Consider the following 16,941-nt stretch of genomic DNA (forward strand, 5'->3'; position numbering starts at 1 on the left):
CGCTACCGCGCGATCACTTTCCTGCAAATGGATACAAGAGCAGGCTCGATCAATTGAGGAGTGGTAATGATATCTCTGCCATTTTCGCCCTGCGTCGTTTCTTCAAAATGAGCAAGCAACCCGCTCAATACACTGTTCCCCCCGTAGTAGGCATCCCGTGAAAACGATGGGTCTTCGAGTTCATGAATTGCGCCGTCTCGCGACACGAAGGCCGCCATGTTGTGCACAAAGTTTTCCAGAAGATTTCTGGCCCCTTTGCGAGAGGCCCATTTCCTGAGCCAGGGATTCGACCAAATATAAGGCTTAGGAACGCCATGTCTACCAAAGTAACTTCCATCTCTTTCAATAGAAACGTAAACACCGGTGAAATCAGCAATTCCGAGAAGCCAACCAGCAGTGGCGGCCAATTTTATTGGCAATTCTGCAGTTTCCGGTCCAAAATGAGATCCTAGTCCTCCCAAAACTATCGACCCCAGGGCAACCCCCGCTGATTGGATCAAATGAGAGCTCTTGATGAGGTGCAAATCATTGGCTTTTCCTACCGTCACATAAATTTCCAGAAGAACTCGAAAGGCATTTTCCAAAGCCTCTGGTGTTTTTGCACTGACCTCAAATTCTCCGACCGAAGGCTCCTTCTTTTTTGCTTCCAATAGCAACAGATAATAAAGATCTATGAGATCAATCAATCGTCCCTTAACAGAAAGCACCGGGGCACTCAATCCATCTTCTCTTATTCTATTTCCTTCTGAATTATATCTCGGGCTATCGATGGCGGCATAAGCTGGGGCCACGGCTGCAATCTCATAAAAAATTCTCGAAGTCGTGCTTCCAGTAATTCTTCTTGAGTGTTCAAAACAGAGCCGCCGGACCCACCAGTGGACTCACTTCCTGCCTTAGGTGCCCGATCTTCCTCTTCAATTTCCTCTTCGATTTCCTCTTCGATTTCCTCTTTCAGCCCATTTACAAATAACTCAGATACCGAAACCAATGCCGGAAACTGACGATCCAATCGTTTCTTCTCTCCTTCACTTAAGGGCCTCACCTCTTTCCTCAAGATTTCATCCAGCACGCGATGCAATTCCCGAGTTTTCCTTTTACGCTCCTCCAAATTTAACTGAGCTATGGCAATCTGCTCTGAGAGCTGATCGATCGACAAAGAAAATAAAACACCTGTCCCATTTGAATCCAACTCCCGCGCTTTCTCGCCCTTATGAAGACTTGTTCCCGTTAACAAAGGCTGGGATTTAATTTTAACTCCTTGAACAAACTCAAGCTCATAAACGACAACTTCCTCCCTACTCCCATTAACAAAAACCACCGCTTTCTGAGACCTCGACGATTTAGCTACTACCAAACGATGCTGCGTTCCGCCCTCTGTCTTGTACTGAAGTTCTAATTCTAAGGTCTTTTCATCGAAATCGAATGCCATGCCATCCGTCTGGCTGTGCTGAAGAATTCCTTCGGTCCGGAAAGAAACTGATCTTGCGCGAATCGTCTCAGTCTCTGGAATCCTTCCCAAACCATCCAAAGTTGCAATTCTTCCTTGAGTGCTGTCTAGCACCATCAATCGCTCGGTACCGGATTCAAGATCTCTTTTATCTTCCGTCGGCCTCGAATTTGATTTAGCTAAAAATATCTGAGCCTCAGCTATTGGGCTCATTGTACTTAGCCCAACTGTGGCCAATCCCAAATAACAAAAGACACCAATTCCAAACCAAAAATGACAATGATCTATCTTCCGCATTTCCAACCCTCCTTATTTGCAGTGAAGTGGGAAAAAAGTTTCATACCAAAGGAAACCCGCCGAACGCCGCCAAATAAAATATGGCGTGACGAATGTCTACCGTCTAGACTCCTGGAATTCAAACAGCTTTGAATCCTTTACCTTGTGGTTTGAAAATTAGGATGCTGTACAAAGTACCTAGCCAGTCATTTATCTACTTATCTGAAAACCCCGAAATGGGAAACACAACTTACGACCGTTGGGTTTAGGGGGCTCGGCTGCCAAACTCCACACTAGTAGTTAAGAGCCTGACCGCCTGCTGATTTCCTCGACTCGCGGCCAAGTTGAGTGCTTGCTCACCTGCATCAATTAAGTGTCGATTGGTGGCGAGATCTTGATCCGAATAATTGTCTGCGCCAAATAGCCGATCAAGATCTGGATTCGGCTTCAAGGAATTGACGATTGACCAAAGCTCTCGGGCCACCTCTTCATCGCCTGACCTTGCGTTAAGCAAAGCGGCCGTGGCAAAAACTTTGGTATTTGTAACGATCGATGGAGATTGAATGCCAGACAGAAGTTTTAAGACCTTAACCGCCCCCACATTTTTGTCCCCCTTATTGTAAATATCCCATACCAAATCGTAGATTGCAGACTCGGCCTCAGGCACTTCAGACGGATTTGACTTACCTCCGCCATGTGACTTCAGAGCTGATACTTGCCTGAAGTAATTCTCTATACGGGGAGCAATTTCAAAGAACGGGCCCAACCTTTCTTCTCTGGAAGCGCTCCCCTCTATTCTTTTGACAAGTCTCGCTATTTCGTTTGTAGCCAACTCAATTTGCGTTCTCAAAAAGCCAGTGCAAATTTGACCTGATGCCCAGGATTCGCTTGCCGAAAGAAAAAGTCCCACGAGCGCTAAAACCAAAGAAAATCGCCGCAGATTAAGAAAACCAAAAATCATAAAACCAAAAATCATAAAAAAAACCCTTTCCGCAATCATTGCGCCCGCCGTCAAACTCTTAGATACAAGGGAGAGCCTCAAATCAACATACCAGCAGCCGGAATGGGCATTATGCCAAATTCGTGCCTGACTTTTTAGACCCCAAATTGACCGAATTGACTCACAGGAAATCCTACCAGTTCCTCCCAAAAATCTCAGGAGGAGAGATTGGGGATGATTTCGGAGCGAGTTTTGGGGGCCTGATGCCAAAAAACCGAGTTCGGCTTGGTGCGATGCTCACGAAGTGAGCGGCGCTGCCGGACGCATGTTTGAAGGTTTTTTGGCATCAGGCCCCCAAAACTCGCACTCCAAATCAAGAACACAAGAGAGTCCAGCCACCACCCCACCACCCCAGCCGAGTCCCAACTCAAGCCCAGCGCAAGTCCAACTCAAGCCCAATCCTAAGACCGGTTCCTCTTCTCCCGTTCACATAATAGAGCACACTCAGAGGAAAACTAATTAAGCTAAACATTAAAGGCTAGAATGGCTAACATCATTGTTATAGAGAATGACACCAAAATTACCGCTCAGATTCGCCGATATTTTGGCGAACTGGACAATTCCCATCGCCTCCGCATTTTTCAAGCCTTGATGAATTCCAGCGTATCTATCTGAGGAAACCCCTCCAAAATCCCAGCGAAGGCCTGAAACAACACCCCCTCTTTCATTCTCTTACAAAAGATCAAATTGCCTGGCTGCAAACACAAAATTATGAGGTTGAATCCCCTTTCTCCGGAATGGCCGCGAAATTCATAACCAATGCAAATGGCAAGATTAAAGAAATAGATGCTGAGACCCAAAGCGGACCTCAGCTCTTTTCTCAAGATGTTAATCGTCTCCTAACGCGTGAAACGATCAAAGAACTAATTCCCAATCTCTTTCATTCGCTATGGGATGAGTTTATCAATCACTTTAAAGTCGACAAGGTCATCAGTACGGCTCTTCCTTTTGTCGTCAAAGACGGTTTCTGCTGGGTCCTCAAGGTTTCAGGAAAGCGAACGGACGATGGCTCCCTCCAGCTTGTTTTGCGACATCAGCCAGAAGTGTTTGCTCCAATTTTGGTTTCTCAAAAAGCAAATGATTCTGCGCCAGAAAAATCCGAAGAACCGGAGGAACTTCAACTATTGAGTACCATTGATATGGTCGTGTTCAAGGTCGCGATGATCCCAAATCCTGTCACGAAATGGCTGGAATCTGCTCACAACCTCTTGCAAGCTGGTGGCTTTTTCCCCTCTGATTTTCGCACTCGCTTTGTCGCGATTAAGTACGAAGACGATGGAACAAATTCCTTGAAATTGATTCATTCATATTTAGATGATCTCATTTATCTTCCATTGGATCGTTTGATTTTTATGCAAAAAATGGAAATTCTATTTGGACTTCCAGCGAAAGTGCGTCCCTCCTTTCTCTTTGTTCAAGAAGAACCCATGGATATCGAAATTGCCAAACTCGTTAGAATGGAAAAACTCTCTGACGTCGGATGTGCGATTTGCAACCCCGTTTCGCTGCCAGTTGGAATCGGGGTGAGAATAAAATTTCGGCTTTCCCAAACAAGCAATTTTACAACCGTCTTAGGCCGCTGTCACAAGTCCATTCCACATCCCGAAAAGCCAGGCCAATATTTAGTGTATTTCTATTTTTTCGCACTTGACCCTGAAAACTTGAAAGATATCAAAAGATACATGAACCAGATTCCTCGATTCAAACCACTTCACAACGAGGACAATTCAAAATTTGAGTTCAATTCGCAAAATCTTTTCCTCACCGAAGAAGAGAAAAGCATCAAACAGATCGTCGTCCTCGACCCAAACTCCTCTTCTAGCGATAACATTGCCGGCATCATCACGGACGGTCTCCAGCAAGTCAAGGTGGCAACCGAAAACTCCTATTACCTCTTTCTCAAAGATTATCTTCGAGATCCCTCACTTCAATCAGAAAAGGAATCAAATGCCGAAGGAGGGGATATCCAATTGGTGAAACCTATGGACCTCTATGCAAGCGAGGTCACTTGGGTGATTTCATCCGAAAGCCGAAACCTCGTCGAAGTCAGGACCAAGCCAAAAGATCAATCCGCTCTCCTCGGCCACTCAGCAAACGAAATTTTTAATTCAAATCACGGATGGTTAAATCTATTCCAAGGGCAAGATAACGAAAATCTTTTAGATGAGACACTCAAGGTTCTTGCGTCCTCAGAAAGGAAGTTAACCAGAAAATTTGCCCTTACAGCGAGCGATGGGAAAGGAAAGTGGGCAGAGATCAGTTTCTCGCCTCTGTCTCACCCAAAAGGACAAATTCTGGTGACATTAAGTCATCTGCAAAATCTTGAATGGGTCAACCCCAAGAATCACTTGCTCAAAAATTTGGATCTACTCATCATCAATAACGATCTCATTCCTGACAATGTCGACAGTTGGATCGAAGGTATTCAGGCGCTAGCCTCCGGCGTTGGAATTTGTTCTGCCAACCGTCCCATGAATATACTTATTATCAGTGACACCACGACAAGAATGGCCAGCATTCAAAAGAAATATCGCAATGCAAAAATCTCCGCTCTTCTTTTTAAACCCTTGGATGTGAAATCTCTTCTTTTCCAAACATCAATCCTGTGCCGAAGTCCCTTCACGAAATACAATTTTGAAAACCAAAATTTTGCCGAAACAAATTTTGAGGCCCACCTGACAAAGGAAGTGAGGCTGGATGGGATTTCGGAATTTGGATCCAGCATCACCCATCCTTCGAAGATTGAGCCAGGAACTGTACTTTTTCTCCATGAAGGAATCTTCGAAAAAGCGCCCGAATCAGCCCTTGCCGCCCGGTTTTACCACAGCGAACCTCACCCCTCCCAGAAAGGAATGTTTACTTGTTCTTTTGCCTATTATGGCATCAATGATGCATTTCTAAAATTTTGCCGCACCTGGATTCGTGACAATTATGCAGCCAAAAAGGCCAAAGAAGCCTAAGATCCCAAATATCAAAAAAAAGGGGTTCAAACCATGAAAGAGAAATCTCTCCAGGACACGTACGCAAGAAATAGTATTTGCTTTGGCTGTGGTCCTCAAAATCAAAAAGGTTTACGTATCAAGAGCTTTGTGCGCAACAAAGAAGTCATTTGCGACTGGATTCCGGACACTCACCACGAGGCTTTTCCCGGAATACTCAACGGCGGAATCATTGGATCTCTGCTTGATTGTCATTGCAATTGGACTGCCGCCTGGCACCTGATGGAGAAAAATGGAATGGAATCTCCCCCCTGTACGGTCACAGCAGAATATTCGATTCAGCTAAAGCGTCCCACCCCATCGAACCAGCCTGTGCACCTTGTTGCACGAGTCATTGAGTCGACAGAAAGAAAGGCCATCGTAGAGGCGGAATTGAGGACTGATGATGAAATCTGCGCCACTTGCCGAGGAACCTTCATCGCGGTAAAACCAGATCATCCCGCCTATCATCGGTGGTCTTAAATTTTTCTTGTAATAAGAAAAATTTAGGCTGCCATCAATTTAAAGCCACAGCCTGGACAAAATTTCTGTTGATTGCTGACAGGTCCGTCACAGGAGGGACAATGGGACTCATCGGCCGAAGCTTCAGAAACTTTCTCGGCTTGCTCTTTGAGGTCCACAAATCCCTTTTGGTTCCATTTATCTATTTCGCTAATGATCTGCCAATATCGGAGCATATTATTAAATTCCACCTTGTCATAGCTAAGGAAGACTTGCCCTTTATCGTTTGGCTGTCGCTTCACAAATAGACCCTTCTTTTCCAAAGAATCAAGATGCAGAGTTTTTAAATCAAATTTGAACTGATCCTTAACTTGCTTTAGGATGACCTCATAATTGATCCTGACAGCCCCACGAAAATCCACGCTCTCGTCTTTTCCCACTTCAACAAGGGCTGTCGCAACCTTTAAAGCCATTGCATCTACGTAGATAATTTCGCTTTTTCCAGGTTTGTAAAGATTGTATTGATAAAACTCGGCAAATTCCTCAATCAAGGATACGTCTGTCAAAGTAACAGCAACGATTTCATCGATCTCATCTTCATTCTTTTCTAAATGTATCTCGGCCTTTCCTAGTTTTTTCAGGATCTCGACCACGGATTGCATTCTTATGAGAGATTCCTTAAACATTCTGGTCGTAAATATTTTGAGCACTGTCCAGTCTAACTTTATCTTTTCTGAATGAGCGGGATCCACATGTCCGGAATGGCGTGCCACCAGCCCCAGTAGACAAAATAGCGTGGGGATAGAAAATTGAGGACAAGGACTGCTGTCCTTTTCCATTTTTAAAGATCGAATCAACTGACGGCTATTTTTTGATTCTTCAACCAAACTCTTAATGAGAAGCTTCAACCCGGGTTGTGAAGTCTCGATCTGCGACTTAAATACCTCAATTGGAACTTCCATGATTTTCGTCGGGACGGCCGCCTCGGCAGATACGATATGTTTTGCATTCATTCCAAAAAGTGCGGATTCCCCGAGAACTTGCGAGGCTTTTGCCTCAAGAATCTCAATCTTTCGCCCAGATCGTTCTACGAACAGATTGAGCTTTCCGGACTGAACAACATGAACATGAGTGATGGGCTCCCCTTCTTTAAAAAGTAGATCTCCGCGCTTCAGATCCCTTATCTTGTCCACAGCCACCTCATATCAATGCCCATAACCCACTGTTTCCTTTCGGTCTTTGCCTTTGCGTTCTCAAGGGAATTTCTGAAATTCTCCCATCCTGATACAATTCGCCGCAAATTCCCTCGTCGAGAATTCCATTTTTGCATTGCGGCAGGATGGAGGTCTCTGTCAGATAAAAGAATGGGAGCACCCCGAAAACCATGGTACAAAGACCTTTTGTCTAAATTGGAAAAACATGGAACTGATAATTGGCTTATTCCTCTGCTCGTTTATTGCAGGCGTTGGCACAACCTGGCTGATTCGCCGGTGGGTGATTCGACGTGAGATACAAGAGGCTCAAATTGAAGCGAATGAAATTCTCTCCGAGGCAGAGTCTATAGGTCAAGAAATTCAACGAGAAACCGAAGGTCGATGTGAAGAGTTCGCTCACCAAGCCCAGGACAAATTTGAAAAGGAGATCCGTAAAGCCGAGGATCTCAATGGTAAACTGGACTCGCAGGTGCGAGAGCGCGAAAGCCGCTTGCAAAAGAGTTTGAATTCACGAGAGGACGTGTTTCAAAGAAAGTCCAGTAGCCTCGGCAATCAGAAGGCTCTTATTGCGCAACGCCAACAAAAGTTCGACCAACTAAAAACTGAAAGAGATCGGATTCTTCAAGATTATCGAAAATTGCTCTCTGAACACTCTTCTGTCAGCCCAGAAACTCTCATTGAGGAGCTTCGCACAAGCCTTATTCAAGCCGAACAGCGTCGGGCTGCTCAAATGGCCGATCTGATCGAAAGCGAAGCCCGAACCGAAGCAGAAAAATCCGCTCGGTATTTTCTCAATGTTGCGCTCAACCGCTTTGCGCGGCCTTATTGTGAAGAACGCGGAATAGGTCTTGTCTACTTTCCAAATGCAGACTCCAGACAAAAGGTCGTAGGAGAAAATCGCGCAAATTTAAACGCTCTCGAAAAAATCTGTGGAGTTGATATCTCCATCAATGAGGAATTTAACTCTGCCTCCTGTCTGGGCTTTGATCCAGTCAGAAGAGAACTCGCCCGCGCCAGCATGGAAAAGCTCATCCACGAAAGATCAGTGAGTGAAAAGCGCATTGAAGAGATTGTTGCAAAAACAAAGAAGGATCTATTTAAAGCGATTCGGCAAGATGGAATTAGAGTCGCCAAGGAGCTGGGGATGAAGGATTTTCATCCTGAGATAATCAATATGTTGGGGGCTCTGCGATATCGTTATTCTTTTTCCCAGAATCAACATTTTCACTGCGCAGAAGTGGGCTGGCTTTGTGGTCTTCTCAGTTCTGAAATTGGAAACAACCAGTCTCTTGGTCGTCGGGCCGGGCTTCTCCATGACATCGGCAAGTCCATGGATCATAGCATGGAGGGAGGTCATGCAGTCATTGGTGCGGATTTCATTCAGAAAAATGGCGAAAGCCAAGAGATCGTCCATGCCGTCAGGGCCCACCATTTTGATGAGCAGCCTCAAACTGATTTGGCCTACTTGGTTATTGCAGCTGATGCCGTCAGCGGAGCCAGACCAGGTGCACGAAGATCAACCGTTGACTCTTACAACCAAAAAATGGCTGACTTACAAAATATAGGCAACAGCTTTCCGGGCGTTACAAGTACTTATATTCTCAGTGCCGGCCGCGAGGTGAGGGTCGTGGTTGACAGTGGCCGCGTAGATGACTTCACGGCTCTTGATCTGAGCAAAAAAATTGCACAGAAAATTGAGGAAGAGTGTTCTTACCCGGGTCAAATTCGCGTGACTGTGGTCCGTGAATCGCAAGCAGTCGAATACGCTCGCTAGCAACTTTCTTTTTGGATAGCAGTGGAGCCACTCCTTATTTGCGCCTTAAGTGAAGAATAGGTCTTCAGCACAACTGACTCTCCCGAAGCCAAGATTTCCTTCTGTTCAAACAGCTCAAGAACAATCTGCTCATAAGTGAACTGTTTGATGCCATCTTCTTCCAACAGCCAAGTCACATATCTCGCCGCTCTATCGACCAGTTTCCCATTTGTTGGAGTGACCCAAGTCATAAAATTCTGGCGGAAACGATCAAGTCGACCCATCACCAAGGTCGAATGGGCGTTCAAAAGAAGTTTGAGCTGCAAATGATGAAACAATTCGATTGACCGTCCTTTGGGCGAAAAAATCTGAAACAAGGTGCGAAGCTCTTCGAACTCCCAACTCAGAGCCTGTTCATGAGATTTCACATAAAAATCATGATGTCGCCCTGGAATTTCGCGACGTCGATAGACAGAAGCTCCGCGACTGAAATCAAAACCCCAAAGATATTCCTCGTCGGACTTGGGAAAGTTTTTGCCCCAATTCAGAGGACGAGCTGGCCGAGAAAGGAGCCTTTGCCAGGATTCTTGTGCGGTCCCAGTAGAATCAAGGACCACATAACAAAGTGAGCGACCACTTGCTTTGAACCTCTGGTTATCAAATGGTGGAAGGCTAAAAGTGGGTGACCTTTCGGCCGTATCGGTAAAAACGGTAATCGCATAGTCGTCTGAGTGGTAAAGAACACTTTCTCGACGCTTGTATATTTCTGCCTCCTTTTCAACAAATGCCAAGATCCCTCTGTAATCCTGCTCTTCTATATGAATCACGAATTCCTCAAGCCATTCCGTCACTTGATCCTCACTGTCAGAGAATAGTGCAAGTCCGACCCCAAGCATAAGAACAGTGGATGCCTGCATGCGAGTGCTTCCCGCTAAGGCCATAGGCCCAACAGAGAGATTCACCTTTCTGATTCCCTCGTGATCCAACACCAATCTTGACCGTTGTACCTTTTCTCTCAACAAATGATCTGGATTACAGTAGAGAAAATAAGGAGCCACACCTTTGATGTTTGCGGCAGCCATCGTTGCACCGATAACAAAAGGAGTCTCTCCCCCTTCAGTGCAACTGATCAAAAGGTCTCCAGCTTGAAAACCTAGCTCCATGAGTTGGCGCTCACCGTAGGCAGGATAGTCTTCAAATCCCTCGAGCGCATGGACTAAAGCCGTATCCCCTCCAGCCATGAACGCTCGAACCTGGTCCTGTGACGTCCCTTCCTCACCATTGTGATGTCGCCGCCACAAAGACTCCAAACTCAATGACAATCGGCCCGTGGCTCCACAGCCACATAGATAAACTCTCCGACCCAGCCGCAAGGTTCGTTTTACGGCCTGATGTAAGTCGATAATTTCAGGAAGGTAACCACGCATCTCGTGGAGTGCATCCACATCTACCTCGTGGAGAGCCCGCACCGCCCGCGGCAAGTCATTTTGAGACCATTGAGCCAGCCCCTTTGTCTTCGGGTGACTCGCCTCAGTGGCTAAGTCTCCCAATTTAAATTTATCAGCCACTTTCAAAAATTCTGCTGCACGTTCTCTTGGACTTCCTTGACCAGAACCAAACATAACAACCTCACGTAAAGAACTTCATCTTAACAAGGGCTCGTCGAAATACCACAATATTCTCTGCAGCCAATCCCATACTTGTCTTATATCTTGTCCTCAGCCTGGCGGTTGTGCTATAGCGGCAGCACTCAAACAAATTGGAGCGAGAGTTATGAAGTTTCTCCTGTTCATCTTGTTGTTTCCTTCGATTCCTGCCTTTGCGAATCCGCAGTTTGATAACCAATTCTCAGAACAATGTTACGCGGAAAATAAATCAATTATTCCCGGAGCATCAGATTATTGGTTGAGATTGTGTCAAAAGATTCAAACAAAGTTCGAGCTAAATTGCGTCAGATTTTCATCACCCCATTGGAGAAACGCATGTCCCGGAATTAATTCTGACATGAAGTTTGAATGTGCTTTGATTGTAGATAGCGTCCCAGGAATTTCTAGGAAGGAATCCATTGCGGCCTGTCAGCAGATTAAGTCAGAAGAAGAGCTCGCTTGCCTGAGTAGAATGATAAGTTCACCTTTGGTTTGGTATCCACTTGCGCCAAACGATGTTATTGCATGCACTAAAGATTCTCCTTAAATTTTGATTGAGAATTTCGTTGAAATACCACAACATTCTCCGTAGCTCATGTCATCGCGATTGGTCGTCAATGTTCCAATGTTGATTTTCGATTTTCAGGAATCAACAACAGCCATGGTTTTGTCAGCACCAATTTCAATCCCCAGAACGAGGAATTTTACAAACTGAGGTACCAATCCCAAAAGAATTCCCAAAGAAAAATTTGCCGCAACCGCACTGGCATTGTGCTCGATCAGCGATGCAAATTGTTTTGCTCGCTTCCCCCCAAACCACCTCAAAAGAACAGGGTTTTCTTGAATTCGACCTGGAAGATCTTTGCTCAAACTAAAATTTTCAAACCAGCCCGCAATCAAACTTGACAAAAAAAGTAAAATTCCCGTGATCGCGGCAAAAAACGGAGCAAATCCCAAGTAATTGCTCGATTCTATGACATTGTTCACTTCATCAACTGTATACAGCGGAATCCCCATCCGAAATACGATCCATCCCACTAAAAAACAAATCGGAGTCACAGCAATGAAATTACCCATAACCGCAATAAACTGAGTTCTCAACAGGGCCACAATTGTCCGCCGAGATTCTCCCAAAGACTTTTTTAATGCCTGTGCTAAATGCAGGGCCGTAGCCGATGGCTGTTTTGTTGCAAGCGTAAATCCCAAACTCTGAATCAGCAAAAAGCTCGTTGAATAATTTAAACTATCGGTTAAACCTTTAATGAATCCAGTCGCACCAATCTTGCCAGTCCCGTGTTTGATCATCACTGTGAGGACCCTAACTGCGCCACCACCCAACGACGAAAGAAACATCTGGGTAAAATCCTTCCAAGTGTGGGTGACGTAGTGTTCACCAACGGCGGAATTGATTTGTACAATACGCCTAGTCAGTAACGAAAAATTTTCAGCCAAAAAAGAAAGTAGACTTTTTTGTTGATGAACATCTAAAACGCTTTGAGACAAAAAATTTCGAATCCCATCATATCGCGAGCTTCCCGCTTGAAGCATTTGCAAAATCAAGCGCAACCTTTGTACCCGCTTTCTGTAGCTTTGCAAGCCATACACAATTTCAATCTTAATTCCATGTTTATGATGACCTTCCACCATCTCGACAAGATCACTTTCAGCTGTCTGTATTTGTTCATAGAGTTCTGGTGCGCGCGCAATCGTGAGTGCATTGATTCCATTTTCCATAACTTCAGCGCGCAACAGGGATTCGATTTTGAATTCGATCGTCGAATAAAGATCTGATTGACTTAAATTCATACCCTGTCGCAACAGCTCTGCAATTTGAACGAGATCCAAGCTAACTCGGTGACCTGCAGAAAGTGTGTTCTTAAATACGGTCGACCTAAACGATTGCGAAGACCCGAGCGTTTCGATCAACAGAAAAAGCATTTCGCAATTCACACGATCAATCAGGACGCTTTCATCTCCATCTGGAAAAGATTCGAGCAAAAGACTTTCAAAACTTGCAGAGAGAGGCTTGGCTGGCAGAATCTTGTCTTCTATGCGTTCAAATAATTCTTGCTGAAAGCTGGTCGCAAAAGTCAGGCCGGTGTATGCGATATGGTTAGGGGTCAGAAGCCTAAGGAACACGAATTCGAAGGTCTCCGCGACTTGCTTTTTAATCCTTGGGTCACGTTCAAGATGCGCCAATAAATATTTGATTCGAGTCGAATAGATCGTTTCTGCTCTTAACTTCTTTTCATCCTGCGATCGTGGGCGAACGATCCAATTCAAAAGCTGGGTCACCCAAATGACTTGACTCACTTCCGTAGAGTTTAAACCTTAATGAATTGAATAGGTCCACTATAAGTGTCACGCCAACACTATGCGGGATGATGCCCGGCAGCTTCAATGTCACCTGCGTCATTCGGCAAACAGAGAATGAGACCCGTGATGCACGGAAATAGAAGTCTATCGCCAGTACGCGAGTATCGTACTAAAAATCAAAAGAAGAATAAAATCGTGCGAGGTATTTATAAAGAAGACGCTCCAGGGACGGTTTTCCCACGCGACCTTACTGAATCGCATCGGAATGTAGAAACCAATCCACGTAAAAAATGCGGACATCAATGCCCACATGAGATTTGACCCTTCATCTGCACCTAAGCCCCATACGGACGGTCTCCACACTTGTCCGGAATGAGCCAAAACATAGGAAATTAGAAATAGCCCGATGACTTGTAACATCATGGCTCTCGTCAGGGTCTTTGAATCTGGCTTGTACTCAATGGGCATTCCCATTCCTTTTGCCCATATTCTTCCAAAAATTGGTCCATACCAGAGAAATCCAAAAACCATTCCAGCGACGACGCAAGCTCCGATAGCGAAAAAGTTAATTATTAGATTTGGTTGCGTCATGTTGAATATCCCCCTCTGAAATCATAGGTCATATCAACGAAAAAAGCAACTCGATACTCTCTGGAAAATCGAGAGCCCGCCCTAGTACATTTCCAAGTTCTTATAGCAATACTCTTTGGGTAGATCTCTTTTCTTCTTATGAACAATACCTGAACCCTTGATAATTGCTGTTTTTCTGCTTCGGACGTCTTCACGATACTGACTGCGAACCCGTCTGAGTCGAATCTCCAGGAGCTTGAGTAGCCTTTGTTCTTCCTTTGCCGAAGCATGCGATTTTTCCCAATCCTTAAATTCATCTCGATCTGGAGCCGGAATTCCACCATTTTGGACAACAATATCCAGAAAAAAGAGGTAGCTTCTCAACTCACGAAACATGAACTCCGACATGTAGGAATGCGCACGATCATGAAGGTGAAGGGCCGCTCCAATCTGTTGCGTCACATACTCTGGACTTTCAGCCATAGACTGAAAAGAAAGCTTCCATTCTTCGTTGAGTTGATTGGGGTTGACATAGATATTGCTCAAAGCCCAGTCGACACTCTCTTTATTTCGAGGCGAGATCGAGGCAAACAAGAAAAACAGCGAAGACCCCTGATCGCCCCTGATGTCGACATCCTGGTCCAAAGGAGAAAGCTCTCTCTCCCACAAACTTGGTGATGAAAACGTGGCGGGAATGGATTCCCAAGATTTAATCATCTTCAAAAGAGAGGCGAGATGCTGAGTTTTAAAAGACCTCTCTAAAACCGAAAGGCTCTCTTGTCGCATGTTAATTAAGAGAGGTTGGAGAGTTCCTTGACCGAAGTTTTGTTGAAAAAGACCCAAACTCATCCCCATGCCATCGAAATTATTGCTGATATTTTTCCAGCCAACAACTCCCTCAAAACTACCCGTGATGTTGAAAGCAAGTCCAATGGCTGTGCGATCGCGAGAACTGAGGGTTTGAGGCCATTCCGCACCTTGAAAATTTAACTTAGAACAAATGTTTAATTCGCCCGCCGAATCTCCCGGTCCACCCGGAGGCTGAGGCTCAGGGGATGTAGTCGGAGGTTCATTCAAGGACAAGGAATCCACGGAACCTGTCGGCGCTCCCAGATTGTTGTGACGCTCATACCCCTGAGAACAGGCGACCACAAAGTAACTGAAAACACATAAAAAAAATACAATCTTGGATTGAGCCATGTCTCTATTCAAACGGAAATCATATGATTTATCTTGAGGCCAATCCTAAAATCTAGCCAAAGGTGCCAAAAACCTGGTCCCTCTCGGAAGAAAGGATCTCAATTTTTTGGGTTAAAATCCCTGCTTGTCACATCCTGGTGAAATGGCTATGCTGGGCCTCCAAAAACGAATCGCACAGCCGGAGAATCGGTGAGTAAACGGAAGGAAAAGGACATATGGAAAATCGCAACGTCCTCAAAGTTCCAGTAGATGAATTTACCAGTCCAAGCCCGATCACCGTGGGACCAAAAACTCCAGCGCTAGAGGTTGTTGGCGTTCTCCATAAAAATGGAATTCGCCATATTCCTGTCGTTGAAAATGACATCCCTCTCGGGATCATCAGCGAGCGCGACCTCCGAGTGCTGAGTACGGTAAAGGAACTTTCTTTGGTCACCGCGGAACAGGTGATGGTCACAGATCCCTTCACGGTCTCTCCAGAGACGCCCCTCGACCAGGTCGTTTACGAAATGTCCGATCGAAAAATTGGATCAGCCATCGTCCAGGACGAATCAGGCCGAATTGTTGGTATATTTACTAACACTGACGCTCTCAACGCCCTCGTAGAGATATTGCGTGGCGTTTTGCCCGAGACGATTGACGCCTCTGACGGAGAGCCGCACAAAAGTCATTGACCAGCAGATTGTTATCGACAGGATTCCTCAGACGCTCCAAGATAAATAACAACCCGGTTTGATGAAAATGAATCAACTTCCGACCGGTTTATATTTTAACCAGAGGAGGAAGTGGCATGATCCCACGTCGAGTTGCTGTTGTTGGCGGATTACGAATTCCCTTTGCGAGGAGCATGGGCAAGTACATGGGCTTTAGCAACCAAGAGCTCATGACTTTTGTGCTTCAGGGTCTTGTGAACAAATACAATCTCCGCGATGAGGTCCTCGGAGACGTTGTGCTCGGAGCCGTCATGAAGCACTCGGCCGATTTTAATCTCGCGCGCGAATGCACAATGGGCAGCGGTCTTTCAGCGATGACTCCCGCATTTGACATTCAACAAGCTTGCGGAACAAGTCTCGAAGCTGCCATGTTAGTTGCCAATAAAATAGCCCTTAATCAAATTGATGTGGGCATTGCCGGCGGAACAGACACAAACAGCGATCTCCCTATCGTTTTTAGCAAGAAATTTAGTCACCGCATGGTCAAAACGGCCAGTGGACGCTCAACCTGGGAAAAACTAAAGCCCTGGATGAATTTTAATCCAATGGAACTCGTGCCAGTGGCACCGGGCGTTTTGGAACCGCGCACTCGCTTATCTATGGGGCAGAGTTGTGAACTCATGGCTAAAGAGTGGAACCTGACTCGGGAGGAACAAGATCAGTTGGCTTTTGAAAGCCACACAAAAGCCGCGAAGGCCTATGAGGAAGGGTTTTACAATGATCTTATCGTGCCATTTAACAATGTCACCAAAGACAACAATATGCGTGCTGATACCACAGTGGAAAAACTAGCCACTCTCAAACCAGCATTTGACAGGAAGAGCGGACGCGGAACGCTAACCGCCGGCAACTCGACTCCCCTCACCGATGGTGCCTCCGGAGTTCTTCTTGCGAGCGAGGATTGGGCCAAGCTCAAAGGCTTACCCATTCTGGCCTACTTTACTTTTTCAGGAACGGCGGCTGTTGACTATGTTAAAAACGAGGGACTCCTGATGGCACCTGCCTACGCTGTGCCAAAAATGCTTGCAAGAGCCAATCTCAAGCTCCAGGATTTTGCCTACTATGAAATTCACGAAGCTTTTGCCGCTCAAACCCTTTGCACACTGAAAGCCTGGGAATCAGCTGATTTCTGCAAAAACAAGCTTGGCCTCAATAGCCCACTAGGAAGCATTGATCGGTCAAAGATGAACACCAAAGGAGGGAGCGTCGCTGTTGGGCATCCTTTTGCTGCAACAGGTACGCGAATTGTCGCTGGATTGGCAAAACTTCTTGCTGGAAAACCCGGAAAAAAGGGATTGATTTCGATTTGTACTGCAGGCGGAATGGGTGTTACAGCGATATTGGAAGGCGCATAGAGACCAAAGGATTT

General features: G+C 45.6%; 14 protein-coding genes. 6 read left to right on the forward strand and 8 right to left on the reverse strand.

Going from position 1 to position 16,941, the window contains the following annotated elements; translation table 11 throughout:
* Nucleotides 1-2: 2 nt before the first annotated feature.
* From IPJ71_05545 to IPJ71_05555, 3 genes are all read right to left on the reverse strand, one after another.
* Complete coding sequence (locus IPJ71_05545; protein ID MBK7843148.1) at nt 3-791, reverse strand: hypothetical protein; 789 nt, start codon at nt 789-791, stop codon at nt 3-5.
* A complete protein-coding gene (locus IPJ71_05550) occupies nt 731-1,744 on the reverse strand; it encodes a hypothetical protein (GenBank protein MBK7843149.1) in 1,014 nt (337 codons plus the stop codon). The genes IPJ71_05545 and IPJ71_05550 overlap by 61 nt, the downstream gene beginning before the upstream one ends.
* 244 nt (nt 1,745-1,988) lie before the next feature.
* On the reverse strand, nt 1,989-2,723 hold the full coding sequence (locus IPJ71_05555) for a hypothetical protein (protein ID MBK7843150.1): 735 nt from the start codon (nt 2,721-2,723) through the stop codon (nt 1,989-1,991).
* Between the two features lie 737 nt (nt 2,724-3,460).
* On the opposite strand from IPJ71_05555, the gene IPJ71_05560 reads away from it, so the two are divergent.
* Nucleotides 3,461-5,683, forward strand: a complete 2,223-nt coding sequence (locus IPJ71_05560) for a hypothetical protein (protein ID MBK7843151.1) — start codon at nt 3,461-3,463, stop codon at nt 5,681-5,683.
* A gap of 33 nt (nt 5,684-5,716) precedes the next feature.
* Nucleotides 5,717-6,184, forward strand: coding sequence for a PaaI family thioesterase (locus IPJ71_05565; protein MBK7843152.1), 468 nt, complete (start codon nt 5,717-5,719; stop codon nt 6,182-6,184).
* A 23-nt stretch (nt 6,185-6,207) separates the two neighbouring features.
* On the opposite strand, the gene IPJ71_05570 is transcribed toward IPJ71_05565, so the two are convergent.
* Nucleotides 6,208-7,356, reverse strand: a complete 1,149-nt coding sequence (locus IPJ71_05570) for a cyclic nucleotide-binding domain-containing protein (protein ID MBK7843153.1) — start codon at nt 7,354-7,356, stop codon at nt 6,208-6,210.
* 226 nt (nt 7,357-7,582) lie between these two features.
* Here IPJ71_05570 and IPJ71_05575 point away from each other — a divergent pair, with 226 nt between their 5' ends.
* Complete coding sequence (locus IPJ71_05575) at nt 7,583-9,151, forward strand: DUF3552 domain-containing protein (GenBank protein ID MBK7843154.1); 1,569 nt, start codon at nt 7,583-7,585, stop codon at nt 9,149-9,151.
* On the opposite strand, the gene IPJ71_05580 is transcribed toward IPJ71_05575, so the two are convergent.
* On the reverse strand, nt 9,148-10,752 hold the full coding sequence (locus tag IPJ71_05580) for a hypothetical protein (protein ID MBK7843155.1): 1,605 nt from the start codon (nt 10,750-10,752) through the stop codon (nt 9,148-9,150). The genes IPJ71_05575 and IPJ71_05580 overlap by 4 nt on opposite strands.
* Before the next feature lie 151 nt (nt 10,753-10,903).
* Between IPJ71_05580 and IPJ71_05585 the strand changes: the two genes are divergently transcribed.
* A complete protein-coding gene (locus tag IPJ71_05585; GenBank protein MBK7843156.1) occupies nt 10,904-11,323 on the forward strand; it encodes a hypothetical protein in 420 nt (139 codons plus the stop codon).
* Between the two features lie 95 nt (nt 11,324-11,418).
* Here the strand turns inward: IPJ71_05585 and IPJ71_05590 are convergent, their stop codons facing one another.
* The 3 genes from IPJ71_05590 to IPJ71_05600 all read right to left on the reverse strand — a co-directional run bounded on the left by IPJ71_05590 (nt 11,419) and on the right by IPJ71_05600 (nt 14,862).
* Nucleotides 11,419-13,071: a hypothetical protein gene (locus IPJ71_05590; GenBank protein MBK7843157.1), complete on the reverse strand. Its 1,653-nt coding sequence runs from the start codon at nt 13,069-13,071 to the stop codon at nt 11,419-11,421.
* A gap of 165 nt (nt 13,072-13,236) precedes the next feature.
* Nucleotides 13,237-13,683 (reverse strand): DUF1761 domain-containing protein, encoded by a 447-nt coding sequence (locus IPJ71_05595; protein MBK7843158.1) that lies wholly within the window; start codon nt 13,681-13,683, stop codon nt 13,237-13,239.
* A gap of 81 nt (nt 13,684-13,764) precedes the next feature.
* On the reverse strand, nt 13,765-14,862 hold the full coding sequence (locus tag IPJ71_05600) for a hypothetical protein (protein ID MBK7843159.1): 1,098 nt from the start codon (nt 14,860-14,862) through the stop codon (nt 13,765-13,767).
* A gap of 215 nt (nt 14,863-15,077) precedes the next feature.
* Between IPJ71_05600 and IPJ71_05605 the strand changes: the two genes are divergently transcribed.
* Nucleotides 15,078-15,533: a CBS domain-containing protein gene (locus IPJ71_05605; GenBank protein MBK7843160.1), complete on the forward strand. Its 456-nt coding sequence runs from the start codon at nt 15,078-15,080 to the stop codon at nt 15,531-15,533.
* 116 nt (nt 15,534-15,649) lie between these two features.
* Nucleotides 15,650-16,927: an acetyl-CoA C-acetyltransferase gene (locus IPJ71_05610; protein ID MBK7843161.1), complete on the forward strand. Its 1,278-nt coding sequence runs from the start codon at nt 15,650-15,652 to the stop codon at nt 16,925-16,927.
* Nucleotides 16,928-16,941 lie beyond the last annotated feature (14 nt).

The organism is Bdellovibrionales bacterium, assembly GCA_016714165.1.
Taxonomy (GTDB): domain Bacteria; phylum Bdellovibrionota; class Bdellovibrionia; order Bdellovibrionales; family UBA1609; genus JADJVA01.